This window comes from Halomonas sp. DP4Y7-1, assembly GCF_019800705.1.
In the GTDB taxonomy this organism is placed as follows: Bacteria; Pseudomonadota; Gammaproteobacteria; order Pseudomonadales; family Halomonadaceae; genus Halomonas; species Halomonas litopenaei_A.
In genome coordinates this window covers 180,987-199,928 of the sequence record NZ_JAHVKS010000003.1, presented here as the reverse complement: position 1 = coordinate 199,928, position 18,942 = coordinate 180,987, and the positions used below count along the sequence as shown (strand labels likewise).

Here is an 18,942-nt window from a genome sequence, read left to right as displayed (position 1 = left end):
GCTAGTGCATTTCGTCTTCGTTGCCGTCTTCCGGCAATTCGGCGATGTCTTCAGAAAGGCGCTTGAATTCTCGATGCAGCTCGATGCCGCGGCGGGCCCTGAGGTTACGCTGGGCCGCGCTACGGGAGCGCTTCTCGTGTTCGGCGACTTCCATGCTCATGAAGATGTCGAGGAGTTCACTCTTTACGGAGGTTAACCGTTCGACATTACGCATGATCGACTCTCCTATGCAGTGAATGTGCCGGCATCCAGGACGCTGCGCGACACTGCCCTTTTACTATACCCCAGTTGACAAAAAGATGACGGTGTGGATGTCAATTCTGTAACGCTCTGCCAACGCTTGAGAAAAAAGTGCCTTTGTTCAAACCATTGGCCTCTATCAGGGGGATGTCGATTGGTTGGGCAATCCTCGTCGGCATCGGGCATACTGGAATGCAACACCGGCCCGACAGCCATGGAGCTGTATGTCATGCTGCCATGCACGATGTCGGGCGGGACAAGGCTCAAGGCCTGCTACCTCGGGGCCTCCCGTCAGTCAAAGGAGTAAAGGGTGAGTCGCGCGCTGTTTGATGAAATGCGACGTCGCATGGAACACTTCCGGCGGTCAGAGCAGAAGGTGGCACGCTTCGTTCTGCGTAACCCCGATGAAGTTATCCACATGCGTATCGTCGATCTTGCCACTGAGGCAAAGGTCAGCGAGCCCACGGTCGTGCGCTTCTGTCGCGCACTTGGCTGTGACGGGTTTCAGGATTTCAAGCTGAAGCTAGCGCAGATGCTGGCGTCAGGTAGCCAGTTCGCTCAATTCTCGATGAATGACAGCGACTCCGTGGCCGAATTCTCCCACAGCATCTTCGACTCGACGGTGGGCACCCTGCTGTCGATTCGCGATCGCCTGGACAATGATGCGTTGAACAGGACCATCAACGCGCTGGCCATGGCCAATCGTGTCGAGTTCTATGGTTTCGGCGCGTCTGGTGCAGTGGCCTTCGATGCGCAGCACAAGTTTTTCCGGCTGCAGATTTCTACCGCTGCCTATGCCGACCCCCATATGCAGAACATGTCGGCGGTGACGCTCAAGGAAGGCGACGTGGTGGTGGCCATTTCCCAGACCGGGCGTACCCGCGCCCTGGTCGCCAGCGTCAAGCTGGCACGGGAGGCGGGAGCCACCGTGGTCGGCCTTTGCCCGAGCGGATCGCCGCTGGCGGATGAGGTAGACCTGCCGCTGTTTATCGATGTGCTCGAAGACACAGAAATTTATACGCCGATGAGCTCGCGAATTGCGCACCTGGTGCTGATCGACGTGTTGGCGGTAGGTGTCGCCAAGACCCGAGGTCCCAAGTTGGCCGAACAGCTCAAGGCGGTAAAGCGAAGCCTGAACCCGTTGCGTTACCCCGAATCCGACTCATCTTGACGCGCACAAGCGGAGACTGACGACCCGCGCCTTGGGGTCGATGGTCTGCTGTCCTTTTATCCAGCATCGCTATGGTAGACTGGGCGCCCACTTTCTCTCCAGCGGTGCCTTCTCCATGGACGACGTCACGGCGATCATTGACGGCCTCAATTCGGCGCAGCACGAGGCGGTATGCGCTCCTCAGGGCAACATGCTGGTGCTCGCCGGCGCGGGCTCCGGCAAGACCCGCGTGCTGGTGCATCGTATCGCCTGGCTGATGCAGGCCGAGGGGCTGTCACCCTACGCCGTATTGGCGGTGACCTTCACCAACAAGGCCGCCAGGGAGATGCGCACGCGTCTTGAGGCCCTTCTGGGACTCTCGCTGAGGCATGTCTGGGTGGGCACCTTCCACTCGATTGCCCATCGCTTGCTGCGTACTCACTGGCAGGATGCTCGTCTGCCCCAGCACTTCCAGATCATCGATTCCGATGATCAACTGCGTCTGATCAAACGCCTGTTGAAAGATAATCAGGTCGACGACGAGCGTTTCCCGCCGCGCCAAGTGCAATCCTTCATCGGTGGTTGCAAGGAAGAAGGGCTTCGGCCACACCAGGTACGTACCAACGGCGACGCCTATGTCGAGCAGATGGTATCGCTGTACGACATCTATCAGTTGACCTGTGAACGTGGTGGTCTGGTCGATTTTGGTGAGCTGTTGCTGCGCAGCCTGGAGCTCTTGCGTGACAATCCTGCATTGCTGGCCCATTACCAGGAACGCTTTGCCCATGTGCTGGTGGATGAGTTCCAGGACACCAACACCTTGCAGTACGCCTGGTTGAAGCTTCTTACTGGGCAGCGCACGCCAATGACGGTGGTGGGTGATGACGATCAGTCGATCTACGGTTGGCGTGGGGCCAAGGTGGAGAACATCCGTCGCTTCGAGCAAGAGTTTGCGGATACCAAGACCGTCCGACTCGAACAGAACTATCGCTCTACCAGCGCCATCCTTGATGCGGCCAACGCGCTGATCAAGCAGAACTCTGATCGCATGGGCAAGGAGCTGTGGACGGCTGGCAGTCGCGGCGAACCCATTTCCGTGTATGCCGGTTTCAATGATATGGAAGAGGCACGCTTTATCGTCGATACCATCAAGGAAAAGGTCGATGAAGGGTTCCAGCGCCAGGAAGTGGCCATTCTGTATCGCTCCAATGCTCAGTCTCGAGTGATCGAGGAGACCTTGATTCGCCAGGGCATGCCGTATCGCATCTACGGGGGGCAGCGGTTCTACGAGCGCCTTGAGATCAAGAACGCCTTGGCATATCTGCGCCTTTTGCTGAACCGTGACGATGACGCGTCTCTGGAACGCGTCATCAATGTGCCCGCTAGAGGTATCGGTACGCGCACAGTAGAGGGTTTGCGCGATCGTGCGCGCCGCGCGCAGGTATCGCTGTGGCAGTCCATCCATGACACCCTGGCCGACGGCTCTCTCAAGGGGCGTGCCGCCAACGCCGTGACGGCATTTGCCGACCTGATCGAAGGTCTCGACAATGACACCTCGGGGATGGCGCTTCACGAGATCATCGCCCACGTTAACCAGCGCACGGGACTGATTGATCACCACCTCAGCGAGAAGGGCGAGAAGGGCCAGGCTCGAGTCGAGAACCTGGAAGAACTGATCAATGCCGCGCGGGCGTTCTCCCAGGGCGAGACATTGGATACCGTGGAGGCTGGTGAGGGCATGGTAGCGCTCGAGGCCTTTCTGGCCGAGGCGGCGCTCAACGCTGGCGAGCACGAGGCCGACGAATTCGAAGACAGCGTGCAGCTGATGACGTTGCACTCCGCCAAGGGGTTGGAGTTCCCGGTGGTATTCATTGCGGGAGTCGAAGAGGGGCTGTTTCCCCACCGCATGTCCCTGGAAGAGCCCGGCCGCCTCGAGGAAGAGCGCCGACTCTGCTACGTCGGGGTGACCCGGGCGATGAAAAAGCTGTATCTGACCCATGCCGAGATTCGCCGTATGCATGGCAAGGAAACCTTTCAGCGGCCGTCTCGTTTTCTGCGCGAGTTGCCCGAGTCGCTGCTGGAGGAAGTGCGTCTTCGCGGCCAGGTATCGCGTCCCGTCAGCGCGCGGCCGACGCCGCCACGCTTTGCCCAGTCCGGTGTCGAGGCCAGCGGTGACCTGCCTGCACTGTCATTGGGGCAGCGGGTTCGCCACCCGGTATTTGGTGAGGGCGTCATCCTCAATGCAGAAGGTGAGGGGGAGCGTGCCCGGGTGCAGGTCAGCTTCGAAGGCCACGGGGATAAATGGCTGGTGCTCGGGTTTGCCAAGCTCGAGGCGCTGTAGCCCACTGCCGTCTTTGCCAGCTGCGCTCTTGAGCGCAGCGTCTCAGGCCTGGCTTGCAGGCTAATTTCTCTTTCCCGCATACTTCCCGGCGGACACCACGCCGGGGAGAGCAGCCTTCGACCCTGCTGCTTTGATGCCGGCGTCGACATAACACGCTTCAGGAGCTCGCCCCATGGAACGCCGTTCCTTTCTCAAGACCGCCGGCCTCGGCGCTGCAGGCGTCGCCGCCGCCCCCTTTGTCAGCACCGCCAGTGCCCAGGAAACCATTACCTGGAACATGGTCACCTCCTGGCCCAAGAACTTCCCTGCATTGGGAACCGGTGCCAATGACCTGGCCGAGCGGATTGAGCGCATGTCCGGCGGGCGCATGAAAGTTAGGGTTCACGGTGCAGGCGAGATGGTGCCGGCCATGGAAGTCTTTGACGCAGTGTCTCAGGGCACCGCCGAAATGGGACATTCCGCTTCCTATTACTGGCGTGGCAAGGTGGCGGCATCCCAGTTCTTCACCGCCGTGCCATTCGGCATGACCACCACCGAGACCAACGCCTGGCTCTACAATGGCGGTGGTCAGGAATTGTGGGACGAGCTGTATGCCGGGCATAACCTCAAGCCATTTGCGGTGGGCAATACCGGGACCCAGATGGCCGGCTGGTTCAAGAAGGAGATCAACTCACTGGAAGATATGCAGGGGCTCAAGCTGCGTCTGCCCGGTCTTGCCGGTGAAGCCATGTCAGGCATCGGGGTCACCACGCTGACGATTCCCGGCAGCGAGATTTTCACTTCGCTGCAGACCGGTGTGCTCGATGCTGCAGACTGGGTCGGACCGTACAACGACTTGGCCTTTGGTCTGCACCAGGTCGCGGATTTCTACTATACCTCTGCCTGGAACGAGCCGAGTGCCATCCTTGAGGGGACGGTCAATCTGGATGCCTGGAACGCGCTTCCCGACGACCTCAAGGCCATCGTGACCGAGGCGGCGAGAGCCTCCAACCTGGCGATGATCAGTGAATTTGCCTTCCGCAATGCCGAAGCCCTGGACGCGTTGGTCAATGAGCACGGCGTGCAGCTGCGTGCCTTCCCTGACGACGTGATCACGGCGTTGCACGAATCGTCGGAGCAGGTATTGCAGAAGCAGGTGGACAGTGACGAGGCGTCTGCGCGCATCTACGAGTCATACCGCAACTTCCAGGCCCAGGTGCGCAAGTTCTCGGATGTGGGTGAGTTTGCCTATCTCAAGGCGCGGGACAACGTCCTGTCTTGATGTCTGAACGCCCGGGCAACGGTGGACGAGTGCCGTTGCCCGGTGGCAGGCCGCCGGATCAAGCATGCACGCCTCGGATGCGGCCATTGTCGTCCAGTGCCACCAGCACGTGGCGTGCTTCGGTGACCTTGTGGAGGTCGTCCTCGCTGTCGTGAGCTGTACGAACCCATACCTCCACATCAATCTTGATCGAACTGTGGCCAATGTCACCGACCTGGGTGTAGACGCAGACCAGAGACCCCACACGCACCGGGCAGAGAAAGTCCATTCCCTCGATCGCCACGGTGGCGGTTCGTCCCCGTGCCTCTTGGCTGGCGGCCCACTCTGCGGCCTGGTCCATCAGGCGGGCTAACCAACCAGCGGGAATGTCACCGTGCGCGTTGGTGTCCTGGCGAGTCGCCGCGAGCTTCAAGGTCAGTTGACCCTTTGGCACAGGAACGTCATCGACTTCGGTCATCATGATGAGTGGCATCCGGCGTGAGTTGTTGTCATCGCTGACGTTCGCAAGCAAACGCCATCGTCGCTGACGTCATGAAACCACCCCGGAGCGATATACTCCACCGTTCGTGCGTTACCCTGCAGGGACGTCGCGCCGAGGACCACCACGCCCAGAAGCTTTGATAGAAGTTCTGGCAGTAGCTCTGGTAGAAGCTCTGGGTGGTTGCCTTGGCAAGCGTGTGGCACGGATGATGTGAAAACTCAGGAAGATAGCCGAGCGAAGGCGTCATTCTGTCTGACGTGATGCTGAGCCAATGCCGGGAGGCCAGATGTCCAGCGTGTCCCATTTTGCTGCCACCAGCAGGCGCATCGTGATGCTCCTGTGGCTGGGCTGGGTGGCATGGTTACCCTTGCCGGCGACGGCACACGATGTCGCGGGGGCATTGAACGCAGTAGGCTCGGACACCATGGCCGAGCTGATGCTGCGCTGGGGGGAACATTTCGAAGAGCAGCGTCCAGGCGTTCGTCTGCAGCTGCAAGTGGCAGGATCCGCCAGTGCTCCACCCGCGTTGATTGCCGGCACTACGCTGTTGGGCCCCATGTCGCGGCCCATGCAGGATGATGAGAAGGCGGCATTTACCGCACGTCACGGCTATGCCGTCACTCCCGTGGTCGTGGGCAAGGATGCCCTGGTCGTGGTGGTCAATCGGCATAATCCCCTCGAGCGTCTGAACCGCCAGCAGCTCGACGCCATCTTCTCCGATACGCTGGCCTGTGGTGCGGAAGAAAGCATCGACCACTGGCAGCAGCTGGGGCTGGATGATCCCCAGGGCAGCATCCATCTGTACGGTCGTAATGCGGTCTCCGGTACTCACGGTCTGTTTCGGCGTCGTGCGCTGTGTGATGGCGAGTTCAAGGTATCCGTCACCGTCTCGGCGGGATCGGCAGCGGTGGTCGCCGCTGTCGGTGACGACCCGCGAGGCATCGGGTATGTCGGTTTGAATCATTTGAACGCTGACGTGCGTGAGGTGGCCATTGCCGATGGCCAGCGTGACCTGAGACCTGAGCGTCAGGCGCTGCGGGATGGGGACTATCCGTTGGTTCGCGACTTGCTCATTTACGTCAACCGGCCCCCGGAAACACCGCTGCCGGAGGTAGAGCGTGCCTTCCTGGACATGGTGCTGTCGCCGTCGGGTCAGCGCGTGGTGAAGGAACTGGGCTTCGTGGCGCTGTCACCCTCGGCATTGATGGCACAGCGACGAGCGCTGGGGCTACCGGCGTTGGCACGAGAGGAACGTTGATCAAGCCGTCTTCTGTCATCCAGATGTCATGAAGATGTCGTAATCTTCCGCTATGCAACAATGGCTGGCCTAGATGTCTGATCCTACCTCCACCAATCCTCTCTATCGGTCCCGCCAGCGGCGAGATCGACTGGCCACCTTGCTGATCACGGCAGGGGGGATCGGTGTGCTGTTGACGGTCATTGCCATCGCGGTATTTCTGCTGGTGGAGGTGGTGCCACTGTTCTGGCCCGGGGCAGACGGAATGTCTCTGAGTGCGCTGTGGTCGGCCCCCGGCACCAGTGGCGAAGCTGAGTTTCGCTGGCTGCCTCATCGCCTCGAAGAGGGGGGGGTTGCCCAGGCCAGTCTGGCGCCGTTGCTGTGGGGGACGCTTGAGGCCGCTATATGGGCGCTGATAGTGGCCATACCGTTGGCACTGGGCGCGGCGGCCCACTCGAGTCTGTATATGTCGCCGGGACTGCGTGCGCGCATGAAGCCGACCCTGGAGCTGATGGAAGCCATGCCCAGCGTCGTACTGGGTTTCATTGCCGGGCTGGTGCTGGGCCCCTGGGTCGAGCGCCATCTGGCCGAGGCAGTGTCCGTCGTGCTGCTGCTGCCCCTCGCGATGATCACGCTGGCGCTGGGCCATCGTCGGCTACCGGTCCCCGTGCAGCGGTACCTGTCGCTGAATTCGGCCGCCTTGTGGTTATTGCCCTGCCTGTTGTTGCTGGTACTCGCCGCGGTGCAGCTTGCCCCGCTGTGGGAGAGCTGGTGGTTCGGTGGCGACCTGCGCGAATGGGTCGAGCAGCGCTGGGGTCTCGATGTTCAGGCACGCAATGCCCTGATCGTGGGACTGGCGATGGGGTTTGCCGTGATCCCCGGCATTTATGCGCTGGCCGAGGATGCGCTCAGTGATGTGCCGCGAAACCTGGCGGAAGGCGCCCAGGCCATGGGTGCCACGCGTTGGCAGACCCTGACCCGCGTCATGCTGCCGATTGCCCTCCCGGGGATCTTCTCCGCCATCATGATCGGGGCCGGTCGAGCGGTGGGAGAAACCATGATCGTGTTGATGGCCAGCGGTAACAGCGCCCTGATGACGGCGACGCCGTTGGATGGCCTGAGGTCGCTGGCCTCGAGCATTGCGATTGAACTGCCCGAAGCGGCACCAGGCGGCACTCACTACCGTTTGCTGCTATTGGCGGCCCTGGCGCTGTTTCTGTTTACCTTTCTGATGAACACCCTGGCCGAGCTGGTGCGTGCAAGACTCAGGCAGCGCTTCCGGCGTTCGCGGGGTGATACATGAAGATTCCCGGCCATACGGCGGTCGGCAGCAAGACGCTTAGACGTCCGCATGAGGGGCCCTGGGCGTGGTTGGCTGCGGCCTCGGTAGCGCTGTCGATATTGATGCTTGGCGCCTTGATTGTTCTGCTCAGCGTGAAGGGGCTGGCCAACTTCTGGCCGTCGACCCTGCACGAGGTCACCCTTGATGACGGCGACACGGTCATAGGCGTGCCTTTTGAGCAACGCACGCTGCCCGGTGGAGAAGGCGTCGAGCGGCGCTACTGGATAGCCAATCGCGATGATGGCGGTGGTATCTGGCGCTGGTTGAGCGTCCCGCGGTTGGCGAGTGACCAGACGCCTGATGACCTGGTCGTGCTCGAGCGACGTCACTGGGGCACCTTCTTCGGTCGCCTTGTGGCAGTGAGGCTGGAGGGTGAACGGCTGACGGGAGAGGCCGCGTGGCTGGCCATGGAGCAGCGGCTCAAGGAGCTTGATGCCCTGCGCCAGGCCCGACAGCAGTTGACCCGTGATGACATACTGCCGTTGATCCGGCGCATGGAGCGCGAGCCGTCGTCGAGCGAGGCACAGCACCGCCTGGATGACCGGCAACTGGAAGCGTTACAGGCCCGGGCGACGGAGCTTCGTCGGTTGCAGCAGGGCGGGGTACTGGTGCTGGAGAACAGCCAGGGCCAGCGTCAGGAGCAGCCCTTGGAGGAAGTGCTGGATGCCTGGCGCCCCAACGCCATGGCCTGGTACGAAAAACTGGGCCACTGGGGAGGAGAACTGTGGCAATTCCTGTCCGAGGGGCCCAGGGATGCCAACACGGCCGGTGGCGTGTGGCCTGCGATCTTCGGCACTATCTTGATGGTGTTGCTGATGTCGGTGCTGGTCACGCCCTTCGGTGTGCTGGCTGCCGTCTATCTCAATGAAGTGGCCCATCAAGGTCGCTTGACTCGGCTAGTGAGGATTGGCGTGCGCAATCTGGCCGGGGTGCCCTCCATCGTGTACGGCGTGTTTGGCCTCGGGGTCTTCGTCTATGGTGTCGGTGGCAGCATTGACCGGTGGTTCTTCGACTCTTCTCTGCCATCGCCGACCTTTGGTACCGGTGGATTGCTGTGGGCATCGTTGACCCTGGCGCTGTTGACCCTGCCGGTGGTGATCGTGGCCACTGAAGAAGGCCTGTCACGGATTCCCCTGCACCAGCGCGAGGGGGCACTGGCACTGGGAGCAACACGCTTCGAGACCTTGACTCGGGTGGTGCTGCCGATGGCCATGCCGGCCATGCTGACAGGACTGATTCTGGCGGTGGCCCGGGCCGCGGGAGAAGTGGCGCCGCTGATGCTGGTCGGCGTGGCAAAGCTTGCACCACAGGTTCCAGTGGACGGTGAGTTTCCTTTCCTCCACCTTGAAAGAAAGTTCATGCACCTTGGCTATCACATCTACGATGCCGCCTTTCATTCCAGCGATGTTCAGGCCGCCATGCCGCTGGTCTATGCCACGGCTCTGTTGTTGGTAGTGGTTATTTTGGTGCTTAACCTGACTGCAATATTCATGCGGCATTATCTGCGCAAGCGTCATGGTGCGCCGGTGCGTCGATGATGCAGGGAGAGTCAATGTCCATCGATGGAAGGCTGCCCCAACGCCAGCTCAGCCAGGCCTCCCTGGGAAGTCGGCGCGGGGCGGTCATGGCGTTTTCGGAAGCCGATACGTGCCTGGATATCCAGGGGCTAAGCCTGGCCTATGCGGGCAAGCCTGCATTGAAGGATCTGACGCTGCGCATCCCGCGGCACCGAGTGACGGCCTTCATCGGGCCGTCGGGCTGCGGCAAGTCGACGTTGCTGCGGGCACTTAACCGGCTGCATGACCTCAACGAGGACGTCAGCCGGCGCGGCAGTATCTATCTCGATGGGCACGACATCCATGATTCGCGAGTGGCCGTGTCGGAGTTGAGGCGACGGGTAGGCATGGTTTTTCAGGCACCCAATCCTTTTCCCATGTCGATCTACGACAATGTCGCCTTTGGTTTGCGACTGCAGGGGGGACTGAGCAAGCGGCGCATCGATGATGTGGTCGAGTGGGCGCTGAAGTCAGCCGCACTGTGGGAAGAAGTGAAGGGGCGCCTGCGTGCGTCAGCCTGGTCACTGTCAGGTGGTCAACAGCAGCGACTGGTGATTGCGCGGACCCTGGCGGTAGAGCCCGAGGTGCTGCTGCTGGATGAACCCGCCTCCGCTCTCGACCCGATCTCGACGCTCAAGATCGAGGAATTGATTCGCACGCTGAAGCCACATCTGACCCTGGTACTGGTCACTCATAACATGCAGCAGGCGGCACGCGTGTCCGACTATACGGCGTTCCTGCATAACGGTGAGCTGGTGGAGTACGGACCGACCGACACCCTGTTCACGCACCCGCGCCTGAGGCGCACCGAAAACTACATCACCGGACGTATGGTGGGCTGATCGCCCCCTGCACCTCCCTTCAGGAGACCTCCATGGATATCACCAGCGATACCCACAGTCAGCATATCTCGCGCCAGTTCAATCACGAGCTTGAAGAGCTCAAGACCCACCTGATGGCCATGGGTGGCCTGGTCGAGAAGCAGGTGCAGGATGCTGTCAGCGCACTGCTCGACTCCGACTCGGCGTTGGCCTCCCGGGTGGTCGACAATGACCGCGCGGTCAACGATATGCAGATCAAGATTGATGACGAGTGCACTCGCGTGCTGGCCCGCCGCCAGCCGGCCGCCTCGGACCTGCGCCTGGTGCTGGCGGTGATCCGCGCCGCATCCGATCTCGAGCGTATCGGTGATGAAGCCAGCAAGATCGCCCGTAACGCCATCGAACTGGTGGACGGCAACAATGGCACTCGCGGGTTCGTCGAGGTGCGCAATATCAGCGAGCACGTTCGCCACATGATGCGCGATGCACTGACCTCCTTCGCCCGCTTCGATACTGAGCTTGCGATGCAGGTGGTGCAGGAAGACGAGCGCGTCGACAGCGAGTATCAAAGCGCCATGCGATCGCTGATGACCTTCATGATGGAAGATGCGCGGTCTATCTCGCCAGTGCTCGCCATCATGTGGATTCTGCGAGCCCTAGAGCGCGTGGGTGACCACGCCAACAACCTGGCCGAGTACGTCATTTACCTGGTCAAGGGCCTGGATATCCGTCACGTCTCGCCGGACAAGATTGACCCGGATCTGCTGGACGACGACGCCTCGTCTTGACCTGAACGCCGCAAGCGGCGTCAATAGGCCGGCCCTGTCAGGGTCGTTGCCGGTACCCTGAACTGCGGGCCATCGTCGAGACGATGGCCCGCAGTCGTTATGGCCTTGTTGATGTCATTGCCAAGGATAGAAGTCATGCTGAATGCTATTGAGGCGGTTCGTCGCGGTACGCGGCTGGTCTATAGCCGTGGACTGCGCCGCTACGTCTTTCTTCCCATTCTGGTCAATCTGCTGGTCTATGCCGGCATGCTCAGCTATGTGCTGGGTGAGTTTGGTGGCTGGCTCGACAGCTGGATGGCCATGGTCCCAAGCTGGCTGGAATGGCTCGACTGGCTGATCTGGCCCCTGTTCGTGGTCAGCCTGATCGTGATCGTGTTCTTTTCGTTCACCCTGGTGACCCACCTGATTGCTGCCCCCTTCTACGGCTTTCTGGCAGCGCGTGCCGAGGTCGAGCTGACGGGGCAGGAGCCCAGCGACGACCGCGGTTGGCTCAAGACCGGTGTTGATGCACTCGGGCGTGAACTGCTCAAGCTGGCGTATATTCTGCCGCGCATGATCGGCCTGTTCATCCTCAGCTGGATACCCGTGGTGAATCTGGTGGCACCGCTGCTATGGGCGGCCTTCAGCGCCTGGACCATGGCGATTACCTATCTCGACTATCCGATGGACAATAACAAGGTCAGTTTTCCCGATATGCGCAAGCGACTGTCGGCGCGCTGGTGGCCGAGTATCAGCTTTGGCGGCCTGGTGACGCTGATCACCTGGATACCACTGGCCAATCTGTTTCTGATTCCCGGCGCAGTGGCCGGGGCTGTGCTGATGTGGGATCAGCACTATCGCCAACTGCCGGTGGTGCGTCGCTGATGGCGATCTGTCACCTGGCCGGTGCGGGATGTTGACAGGGTTGCCTGGGCTGGCCATCTACCTGTTGGCGGCGATGGCCGAGATCGCCGGCTGCTTCGCGGTCTGGCGCTGGTGGAGGGCGGATGGTGCCGCCTGGTGGCTGTTGCCCGGTCTGTTCAGCCTGGCGTTGTTTGCCTGGCTGCTCAGCCAGGTAGACGCTGACTATGCTGGACGCGCCTTTGCCGCGTATGGCGGCGTGTATATCGCGGCATCGCTGGGTTGGATGTGGTGGGTGGAGCAGCGCCCCCCCGATCGCTGGGACATGATGGGGGCGGCGCTTTGCCTGGCGGGCGCTGCGGTTATCTTGCTGGGTCCCAGGAGCTGAAAAGACACAGTGCTGCCAGCCTGGCTTGAAGCGGGGCTGGTGTGTCCCTTGGTCGGGGTCAGGGCGAGGCGGCCGTCTGGCGGTTCTCCTGCACTCGGCTCGAGGGGAAGATACAGCGGAAGGTGGCGCCTTCACCCGGATGTGAGTCGATGTCGAGGCGCGCATCGTGGCGCAGCAGCACGTGCTTGACGATGGCGAGGCCTAGTCCGGTGCCACCGGTCGCCGTGCTGCGTCCCTTGTCTACCCGATAGAAGCGCTCGGTGAGGCGCGGAAGGTGCATCGGATCGATGCCGTCGCCGTCGTCCTCCACCTCAAGGCAGGCGCCATCACCGTAGGCCCGCCAGCGTAGCTGGATACGTGCGCCATCGCCGGCATAGCGCACGGCATTGAAGGCCAGGTTGGAAATGGCACTGTGAATTTCCTTCTCACTGCCCTTGAGCCCACGCGGATCGTCGATGGACACCTCGATCTGCTGGCGCCCACCCGACAGCGCCTGTGCATCTCGCTTGACGGTCTGCAACAGCGTGGTGGGGTCGAGCCGCGTGTGGTCATCGCCGCCCTGATCGTTTTCCAGTCGCGACAGCAGCAGCAGATCATTGACCAGGTTCTGCATCCGACGGGTCTGATTCTGCATCTGCGCTACCCCCTTGCCGAGTCGTTCGGGCAGCATGTCGGCCATGTCGCCGTAGGTCTCGAGATAGCCGGTCAGTACCGTCAGTGGCGTGCGCAGCTCATGGGAGACGTTGGCCACAAAGTCTCGGCGCATCTGTTCCAGGCGATGCAGGCGTGTGATATCGCGCGCCATGACCAGGCGTTCATCGTCACCGTACAGGGTGATCTGGAACTGCAGGATCATGTTCTCGTCGATGGGCGATGGAAGGCTCAGCGGCTCACGATAGTCCCGCTCGTTGAAATAGCCGACGAAGCGCGGATCACGCAGCAGGTTGGTGATATGTTGACCACGGTCCAGCGCCGGCTTCAGGCCTAGCATGCGCTCGGCAGAGCTGTTCCACCATTCGAGATCGCCATGGCGATCCAGCATGACCACACTGTCGCGCATCGCTTCAGAGGACTCCTGGATACGCTGAAGCGTTGAGCGCAGGCGTCGTTGGGTAATGCGCTGGCCCTTCTGGTAGCGATAGAGTCGATCAAACAGCTCGCCCCACAGACCGCTGGCGGTAGGAGGTTCCTGCTGGGGACGATGGGTCAGCCAGTCGTGCATGGCGTGCAGGTTGCGCAGATGATAGGCGAGACCAAGCGTCAGGCCCGCTCCGACGCCGACACTCGTCAAGGAAAAGGGCCAGCCCAGCAGGGCGCCGATGCCGACCAGCAGGGTCAAGCGCCAGACTTCTCGTCTCCACAGTCGACCCACGTCAGCTCCTGGCTCCGTTCACCTATGTCCTCCTGTCTGCCGCCAGCCGTACAGGCGCTGTCAAGCCTGCGTGGAAGGGAGGCAAGACGTCACATCTTGGCCGAAAAACGGTAGCCGGTGCCGCGCACGGTCTGGATCAGCTGCTGATGTGGCTCGCCAAGGGCCTTTCGCAGGCGGCGAATGTGCACGTCGACGGTGCGTTCCTCGACGTAGACGTTGCCACCCCAGACCTGATCAAGCAACTGGCCGCGGGTGTAGGCGCGTTCCTGGTGGGTCATGAAAAACTGCAGCAGGCGGTATTCGGTGGGCCCCATGTCGAGCGACTTGCCGTCGACGCTGACGCGGTGGCTGACAGGATCGAGCTTGAGCCCGTCGACTTCCACCGGGTCTTCAACGCCGCGAGGAGTGGCACGTCGCAGCACCGCTTTTAGACGGGCGACCAGTTCCCGGGGAGAGAACGGCTTGGTGATGTAGTCGTCTGCACCTGCTTCAAGCCCCTGAATCTTGTTGTCCTCCTCACCCTTGGCGGTGAGCAGGATGATCGGCAGCTCGGCGGTGGTTTCTTCCCGCTTGAGGCGGCGTGCCAGCTCGATGCCACTGGTTCCGGGCATCATCCAGTCCAGCAGCAGCAGGTCTGGCTGATCGTCCACGATAATCGCGTGAGCCGCCTGGGCATTGTCGGCCTCGAGGACCCGGTAGTCGGCCATTTCCAGAGCCACCGCGATCATTTCGCGGATGGGCGCTTCGTCGTCGACGATCAATACGGTCTTGGCTGTCATCCCGGGCCTCTTGTTCAGGGTCTTCCTATCAACGGTGACAGATGACACCACGTCAATGTGACATTTAGATGACATTGGCCGACCTGTCGAGCACTCGACAGCTCGATAGGGTCACCCCAGGTCGGGATAGAGACTCAGCGCCAGGCCGGCAAACAGCAGCAGGCCCGACCAGTGATTGTTGAGAAAGGCCTGGAAGCAGCGATCGCGATCACGCTCCTTGATGAGTCTCTGCTGGTGGATAAAGGTAGCCGCCATGGCCAGCCATCCCAGCCAATAGAAACCGCCGATATTCAGCAGAGCGCCCGCCCAGGCCAGCAGGCCCAGCGTTGCCAGCTGCAGCAGCGCGATGATGCGAGTGTCCCAGCGACCAAACAGCACTGCGGTCGACTTGATGCCGATCTTGAGATCATCGTCACGGTCCACCATGGCGTATTCGGTGTCATAGGCCACCGTCCACAGTACATTGGCGGTGAACAGGATCCAGCCGACCGTGGGTACCTCGCCCAGCACGGCACCGAATGCCATGGGAATCGCCCAGGAAAAGGCCGCCCCCAGCACCACCTGGGGAAAGTGGGTGTAGCGCTTCATGAAGGGATAGCTGGCGGCCAGCACGGCGCCGATCAGCGACAGCCATACGGTAAAGCCGTTGGTCAGCCAGACCAGCACGAAGGCCGCTGTCAGCAGACCGACGAACAGGACCTTGGCTTCCTGCTCGCTGATACGCCCAGTCGCCAGAGGGCGGTGTTTGGTACGTTTGACGTGACCGTCGAAATGGCGGTCCGCATAGTCGTTGACGACACAGCCTGCTGCTCGCATCAGGTAGACGCCAGCGACAAAGATCAGCAGGGTGTCGCGGGCGGGAATGCCGTCCGCCGCTACCCACAGCGCCCACAGTGTTGGCCACATCAGCAGCCAGGTGCCGATGGGGCGATCCAGACGCATCAGCGCCAGGAAGTCGGGAATTCGGGCGAGGCGTCCGGGGGGACGCAGCAGGGAGCGGTCCATCGTGGTCTCTCGAGGGCTAGTGGAAAGTCGCTGTCACAGGCATCGTGGCGGGCACGCTTCTGTCGTGTCCGCATCCGCTGGTGTGGCGTTGAGCGTCGAAACAAGACGAGACAGTTCATCCATGGGTGTCGCCGGGAGCGACCATTTGCTGCCAGGTCTGGTCAGCGCTTGTCGACATGACGGACCAAGCCTAGCGCGGGGAGACGGGCGTGACCAGTACAGCGCGGTCGCTGTCTAGCCTGGAGACGGGTCGAGTGACAGCGCCTCGGCCATGGCGGGCAGAAAGCTCTCTTGCACCAGCATCACCCAGCCCCCGTGGCAAAACAGAGAGCGCCGTTGCCAGATACCGCGGTATCCGTGGATAGGACGAGATATCCGGCTGATCTCGATCGGGCTGCGGCGAAGATCCGGCTGCTGAAACAGCCAACTGCCCAGCGAGTTTTCGCCAAGGCCGGCAAAGGGCGCCTGTTGATCGCTCACCCGTGGTGCCACTGAGCGTGCCACCACCCAAGGGACCTCGTCGACGCACAGCGCGACCTCGCGCAACCAGGCCTGCTGGCCGGCCGCCAGTCCCAATGCCTCGGCCTCGTCCGGCCATGGCTGCCCCAGGTATTGGTCGAGCAGACGCACGTGAAAGCGTCCCTCGCCAGCGGCCGCCATCAGTCTCTCCGTCAGTGAGTCGCGGGAAGCCAGCCACTCCAGCCAGCGCTCAGAGATAGCATGCGACGATGCGGGGATGTCGCGCCACTCGGGAGTCGATCGCGGGCACTCGGGCTCGACATGGCAACGGGACGGGGTGACATGAGGATGCTGTGACATGGGGCCTTGAGGTCCTTGCTGCACCGGACGTCGTGCTCCGGTAGATGGGCGCATAGTGTACCATGGTGCACAGGAGTCACTCGCTGGAGCCCCCGCTGGGCACTCCGGTTTCTTGAATGACCGCAGTGCGGTCGTCGGCAGAGTCGAAGTACGTGATGCAAGCACCCTTGACCATCATCGGCACTGGCATGGCAGGCATTGGCCTGGTGCGCCAGGTGCGCGCACTGGACGCCCGGCGTCCGATCACCCTGATCACGGCCGATAGCGGCGATGACTACTCCAAACCCTTGTTATCTACGGGCTTTGCCAAGGGCTTGGCGGCGGATCGGCTGGCGGCCCGTTCGGCCCTGGAGCTGGCCGATCAGCTGAATGTGGTGGTGCGCCCCCATACCTGGGTAGACCGAATCGACACAGCGTCCTCGTGCCTGTGGATTGGCCAGGAACGGCTGCCCTGGTCGGACCTGGTGCTGGCTACCGGTGCCAGCCCTGTCGCTCCCTTCGCCATTCCGGCGGAGCTCAGCGGCCGCGTGTTCTCGATCAATGATCTCGATGACTACCGCCGCTTCTCGGCCATTCTTGACGGCCTGGAGCGTCCGGCGCGAGTGGCGGTGATCGGGTTGGGCCTGGTGGGCTGCGAGTTCGCCAACGACCTCCAGGCGGGCGGACACCAGGTCGTCATGGTTGGCCCGGAGCCCACCTTGCTGCCGAGGCTGCTGCCCCAGCAGCCGGGCCAGGCGCTGGGCAATGCGTTTCGTGACGCTGGCATCGAGATCAGAAGCGGGCGCCTGGTCGACAGCGTAGCGCGTCAGGCTGCGGGCGATGAACAGGAGATCGTCCTTCGGCTCGATGACGGCCAGACGCTGAGCGCTGATCTCGTGCTGGTCGCTACGGGGCTCAGGCCCCGCAGCCAGTTGGCCGAAGCGGCGGGCATCCGTACCGGCCCCGACGGCATCCAGGTGGATCGCTATCTATCGACGTCCTGTCCGCGTATACACGCACTGGGAGACGTGGCATCGGTGGACGGCGTCAACGCGATGTATGTGCAGCCGTTGCAGGCATCGGCCAAGGCCCTGGCCGCTACCCTGTGCGGCAGCCCGACCCCGGTGAGCTACGGCCCATGGCCCGTGCTGGTCAAGACACCGCTGCTGCCGGTGGTGGCGTTGCCGCCGGCAAGTGAGCGAGTGCAATGGCGGATCGAGGCCGATGGCGATGACATCAGCGCCCTTGCCGAGGACGAACAGGGGCAGCTCAAGGGGTTTGCGTTGACGGGAAAATGCGTTCGTCGGAAAGTCGAACTGGCGCGGGCGGCACCGCCGTTGCTAGGCTAGGTTCGTTGATGGTGGCTGGGCCACCGTCGTTGGAGGTGCCATCGTTGCAGTGTGTGATACTGATTCTGATTCGTGTAACACGAATGGACGGTGTCACGTCGATGGATTTCGAGTGTCATCTCACCACAACAAGGATGCACTGATCGATCCGTGACGTTCATTGCCGGCATCGTATGGGAGCGTTGGCATGGCAGGACCTGGAAGGGTCCAGGTGGACACACGGACAGTGTTTCCATAACAATGATCCCGGTGCCATGGCACCGGGTAGTCAAGCCAAAATTAGGAGGGCTGTATGCGCAAGCCAGAACTCGCCGCGGCAATTGCCGAGCGCGCTGATCTATCCAAGGACAAGGCCAGCCAGGTGCTGAACGTGATTCTCGACGAGATCACCGGCAGTGTTTCCTCGGGCCAGGATGTGTCTTTGATCGGCTTCGGCACCTTTACCGTGCGCGAGCGTGCCGCGCGGACCGGCAAGAATCCCCAGACGGGTCAGCCGTTGAAGATTCCCGCCAGCAAGACAGTCGCCTTCAAGCCCGGCAAGGGCCTCAAGGACGCCGTCGCCCGCTGAGGCGACGCTAGCCATTATCAGAAATGGCAGCGAATGGCTGATATCGCGGCTCGCTTGGCGGGCCGCGCCTTCCTATTCCAGCGTGAGGCAACATGACTTTGAGACTGATGTTGTGGCTGCTGGGTGTCATGCTGAAGCGGGCACTCAAGCGCAAGGCGCGCTTTCGTGAGCGGCTGGAAGAAAAAGGTGGGCTCGACTGGGGTATCGCGACAGAGGACCTGTCGATCGCTCGTTATTACCGCATGCGGCCCAGCGGTATCGAGACCCAGCGAGGACTCCCTGTCGACCTGGACCTCGAGCTGCGCTTCCAGGATAGCCAGACAGCGGTGAAGGTGTTGCGTCGGCCCACCCAGCAAGTGTTTTTCGACGCCATGATGTCGGGACAGTTGCGCCTGGTAGGGGACGCTCAGGATATGGACAGATTGCAGCGTCTGCTCAAGCATCTGTAGGGGATGACGGCAACCATTGTGTGGCTCGTGATCGCGCGGAGCTGGCCCACCGCCAGCGAGTGAATCTTGGCACCCTCATCCACCACACCTTGATCGTGTGACAGAACTTGATAGTGCTGCAGGCATTGAGGACATCCCGTTTCAGGGGGCATCAGCCATCGTCTTCCTGCACGCTTC

Annotated in this window: 19 protein-coding genes; 13 read left to right on the top strand and 6 right to left on the bottom strand. The window is 61.8% G+C overall.

Annotated elements, in window-relative coordinates:
• Position 1: 1 nt before the first annotated feature.
• Positions 2–214 (bottom strand): PA3496 family putative envelope integrity protein, encoded by a 213-nt coding sequence (locus tag KUV72_RS07310; RefSeq protein ID WP_206942048.1) that lies wholly within the window; start codon positions 212–214, stop codon positions 2–4.
• 336 nt (positions 215–550) lie between these two features.
• Between KUV72_RS07310 and hexR the strand changes: the two genes are divergently transcribed.
• The 3 genes from hexR (at position 551) to KUV72_RS07295 (ending at position 4,992) form a co-directional block, all read left to right on the top strand.
• Positions 551–1,411: a transcriptional regulator HexR gene (hexR, locus tag KUV72_RS07305; RefSeq protein WP_206942046.1), complete on the top strand. Its 861-nt coding sequence runs from the start codon at positions 551–553 to the stop codon at positions 1,409–1,411.
• Positions 1,412–1,526: 115 nt separating this feature from the next.
• The gene (gene uvrD, locus KUV72_RS07300; protein ID WP_206942571.1) at positions 1,527–3,731 is read left to right on the top strand and encodes a DNA helicase II; all 2,205 of its coding nucleotides are present in this window, start codon (positions 1,527–1,529) and stop codon (positions 3,729–3,731) included.
• A 172-nt stretch (positions 3,732–3,903) separates the two neighbouring features.
• A complete protein-coding gene (locus KUV72_RS07295; RefSeq protein ID WP_222162282.1) occupies positions 3,904–4,992 on the top strand; it encodes a TRAP transporter substrate-binding protein in 1,089 nt (362 codons plus the stop codon).
• 58 nt (positions 4,993–5,050) lie between these two features.
• Here KUV72_RS07295 and KUV72_RS07290 read toward each other — a convergent pair whose 3' ends face one another.
• Positions 5,051–5,449 carry an acyl-CoA thioesterase gene (locus tag KUV72_RS07290; RefSeq protein ID WP_222238049.1) on the bottom strand — a complete coding sequence of 133 codons (399 nt, stop codon included), beginning with the start codon at positions 5,447–5,449 and terminating at the stop codon, positions 5,051–5,053.
• A gap of 310 nt (positions 5,450–5,759) precedes the next feature.
• Here KUV72_RS07290 and KUV72_RS07285 point away from each other — a divergent pair, with 310 nt between their 5' ends.
• The 7 genes from KUV72_RS07285 (at position 5,760) to KUV72_RS07255 (ending at position 12,445) form a co-directional block, all read left to right on the top strand.
• On the top strand, positions 5,760–6,731 hold the full coding sequence (locus KUV72_RS07285) for a phosphate ABC transporter substrate-binding protein (RefSeq protein ID WP_261317388.1): 972 nt from the start codon (positions 5,760–5,762) through the stop codon (positions 6,729–6,731).
• Between the two features lie 73 nt (positions 6,732–6,804).
• Complete coding sequence (locus KUV72_RS07280; protein WP_222237897.1) at positions 6,805–8,013, top strand: ABC transporter permease subunit; 1,209 nt, start codon at positions 6,805–6,807, stop codon at positions 8,011–8,013.
• Positions 8,010–9,590: a phosphate ABC transporter permease PstA gene (gene pstA / locus KUV72_RS07275; RefSeq protein ID WP_222237896.1), complete on the top strand. Its 1,581-nt coding sequence runs from the start codon at positions 8,010–8,012 to the stop codon at positions 9,588–9,590. The genes KUV72_RS07280 and pstA overlap by 4 nt, the downstream gene beginning before the upstream one ends.
• Positions 9,591–9,676: 86 nt before the next feature.
• Entirely contained in the window at positions 9,677–10,450 is a 774-nt protein-coding gene (gene pstB / locus KUV72_RS07270; protein WP_206942567.1) for a phosphate ABC transporter ATP-binding protein PstB, read from the top strand.
• A 32-nt stretch (positions 10,451–10,482) separates the two neighbouring features.
• Positions 10,483–11,217, top strand: coding sequence for a phosphate signaling complex protein PhoU (phoU, locus tag KUV72_RS07265; RefSeq protein ID WP_206942038.1), 735 nt, complete (start codon positions 10,483–10,485; stop codon positions 11,215–11,217).
• A gap of 135 nt (positions 11,218–11,352) precedes the next feature.
• Complete coding sequence (gene cysZ / locus KUV72_RS07260; RefSeq protein WP_206942036.1) at positions 11,353–12,081, top strand: sulfate transporter CysZ; 729 nt, start codon at positions 11,353–11,355, stop codon at positions 12,079–12,081.
• Positions 12,082–12,109: 28 nt separating this feature from the next.
• Positions 12,110–12,445: a YnfA family protein gene (locus tag KUV72_RS07255; RefSeq protein WP_222237895.1), complete on the top strand. Its 336-nt coding sequence runs from the start codon at positions 12,110–12,112 to the stop codon at positions 12,443–12,445.
• 58 nt (positions 12,446–12,503) lie between these two features.
• On the opposite strand, the gene phoR is transcribed toward KUV72_RS07255, so the two are convergent.
• From phoR to KUV72_RS07235, 4 genes are all read right to left on the bottom strand, one after another.
• Entirely contained in the window at positions 12,504–13,817 is a 1,314-nt protein-coding gene (phoR, locus tag KUV72_RS07250; RefSeq protein WP_206942032.1) for a phosphate regulon sensor histidine kinase PhoR, read from the bottom strand.
• Positions 13,818–13,906: 89 nt separating this feature from the next.
• Positions 13,907–14,596, bottom strand: a complete 690-nt coding sequence (gene phoB, locus KUV72_RS07245) for a phosphate regulon transcriptional regulator PhoB (protein WP_206942029.1) — start codon at positions 14,594–14,596, stop codon at positions 13,907–13,909.
• Between the two features lie 111 nt (positions 14,597–14,707).
• Positions 14,708–15,601, bottom strand: coding sequence for a 4-hydroxybenzoate octaprenyltransferase (gene ubiA, locus KUV72_RS07240; protein WP_222237894.1), 894 nt, complete (start codon positions 15,599–15,601; stop codon positions 14,708–14,710).
• Positions 15,602–15,835: 234 nt separating this feature from the next.
• A complete protein-coding gene (locus tag KUV72_RS07235; RefSeq protein WP_206942026.1) occupies positions 15,836–16,420 on the bottom strand; it encodes a chorismate--pyruvate lyase family protein in 585 nt (194 codons plus the stop codon).
• Positions 16,421–16,575: 155 nt separating this feature from the next.
• Between KUV72_RS07235 and KUV72_RS07230 the strand changes: the two genes are divergently transcribed.
• The 3 genes from KUV72_RS07230 to KUV72_RS07220 all read left to right on the top strand — a co-directional run bounded on the left by KUV72_RS07230 (position 16,576) and on the right by KUV72_RS07220 (position 18,765).
• A complete protein-coding gene (locus tag KUV72_RS07230; RefSeq protein WP_222162287.1) occupies positions 16,576–17,748 on the top strand; it encodes an FAD-dependent oxidoreductase in 1,173 nt (390 codons plus the stop codon).
• Positions 17,749–18,040: 292 nt separating this feature from the next.
• Complete coding sequence (locus tag KUV72_RS07225; protein ID WP_045991652.1) at positions 18,041–18,316, top strand: HU family DNA-binding protein; 276 nt, start codon at positions 18,041–18,043, stop codon at positions 18,314–18,316.
• Positions 18,317–18,408: 92 nt separating this feature from the next.
• The gene (locus tag KUV72_RS07220; protein WP_206942024.1) at positions 18,409–18,765 is read left to right on the top strand and encodes a hypothetical protein; all 357 of its coding nucleotides are present in this window, start codon (positions 18,409–18,411) and stop codon (positions 18,763–18,765) included.
• Positions 18,766–18,942: the final 177 nt, after the last annotated feature.

Coding starts and splice junctions, on each gene's coding strand:
- KUV72_RS07310 (WP_206942048.1), bottom strand. CDS start 214: ATGCGTAATGTCGAACGGTTAACCTCCGTAAAGAGTGAACTCCTCGAC.
- uvrD (WP_206942571.1), top strand. CDS start 1,527: ATGGACGACGTCACGGCGATCATTGACGGCCTCAATTCGGCGCAGCAC.
- KUV72_RS07295 (WP_222162282.1), top strand. CDS start 3,904: ATGGAACGCCGTTCCTTTCTCAAGACCGCCGGCCTCGGCGCTGCAGGC.
- KUV72_RS07290 (WP_222238049.1), bottom strand. CDS start 5,449: ATGACCGAAGTCGATGACGTTCCTGTGCCAAAGGGTCAACTGACCTTG.
- KUV72_RS07285 (WP_261317388.1), top strand. CDS start 5,760: ATGTCCAGCGTGTCCCATTTTGCTGCCACCAGCAGGCGCATCGTGATG.
- KUV72_RS07280 (WP_222237897.1), top strand. CDS start 6,805: ATGTCTGATCCTACCTCCACCAATCCTCTCTATCGGTCCCGCCAGCGG.
- pstA (WP_222237896.1), top strand. CDS start 8,010: ATGAAGATTCCCGGCCATACGGCGGTCGGCAGCAAGACGCTTAGACGT.
- pstB (WP_206942567.1), top strand. CDS start 9,677: ATGGCGTTTTCGGAAGCCGATACGTGCCTGGATATCCAGGGGCTAAGC.
- phoU (WP_206942038.1), top strand. CDS start 10,483: ATGGATATCACCAGCGATACCCACAGTCAGCATATCTCGCGCCAGTTC.
- cysZ (WP_206942036.1), top strand. CDS start 11,353: ATGCTGAATGCTATTGAGGCGGTTCGTCGCGGTACGCGGCTGGTCTAT.
- KUV72_RS07255 (WP_222237895.1), top strand. CDS start 12,110: ATGTTGACAGGGTTGCCTGGGCTGGCCATCTACCTGTTGGCGGCGATG.
- phoB (WP_206942029.1), bottom strand. CDS start 14,596: ATGACAGCCAAGACCGTATTGATCGTCGACGACGAAGCGCCCATCCGC.
- ubiA (WP_222237894.1), bottom strand. CDS start 15,601: ATGGACCGCTCCCTGCTGCGTCCCCCCGGACGCCTCGCCCGAATTCCC.
- KUV72_RS07235 (WP_206942026.1), bottom strand. CDS start 16,420: ATGTCACAGCATCCTCATGTCACCCCGTCCCGTTGCCATGTCGAGCCC.
- KUV72_RS07230 (WP_222162287.1), top strand. CDS start 16,576: ATGCAAGCACCCTTGACCATCATCGGCACTGGCATGGCAGGCATTGGC.
- KUV72_RS07225 (WP_045991652.1), top strand. CDS start 18,041: ATGCGCAAGCCAGAACTCGCCGCGGCAATTGCCGAGCGCGCTGATCTA.
- KUV72_RS07220 (WP_206942024.1), top strand. CDS start 18,409: ATGACTTTGAGACTGATGTTGTGGCTGCTGGGTGTCATGCTGAAGCGG.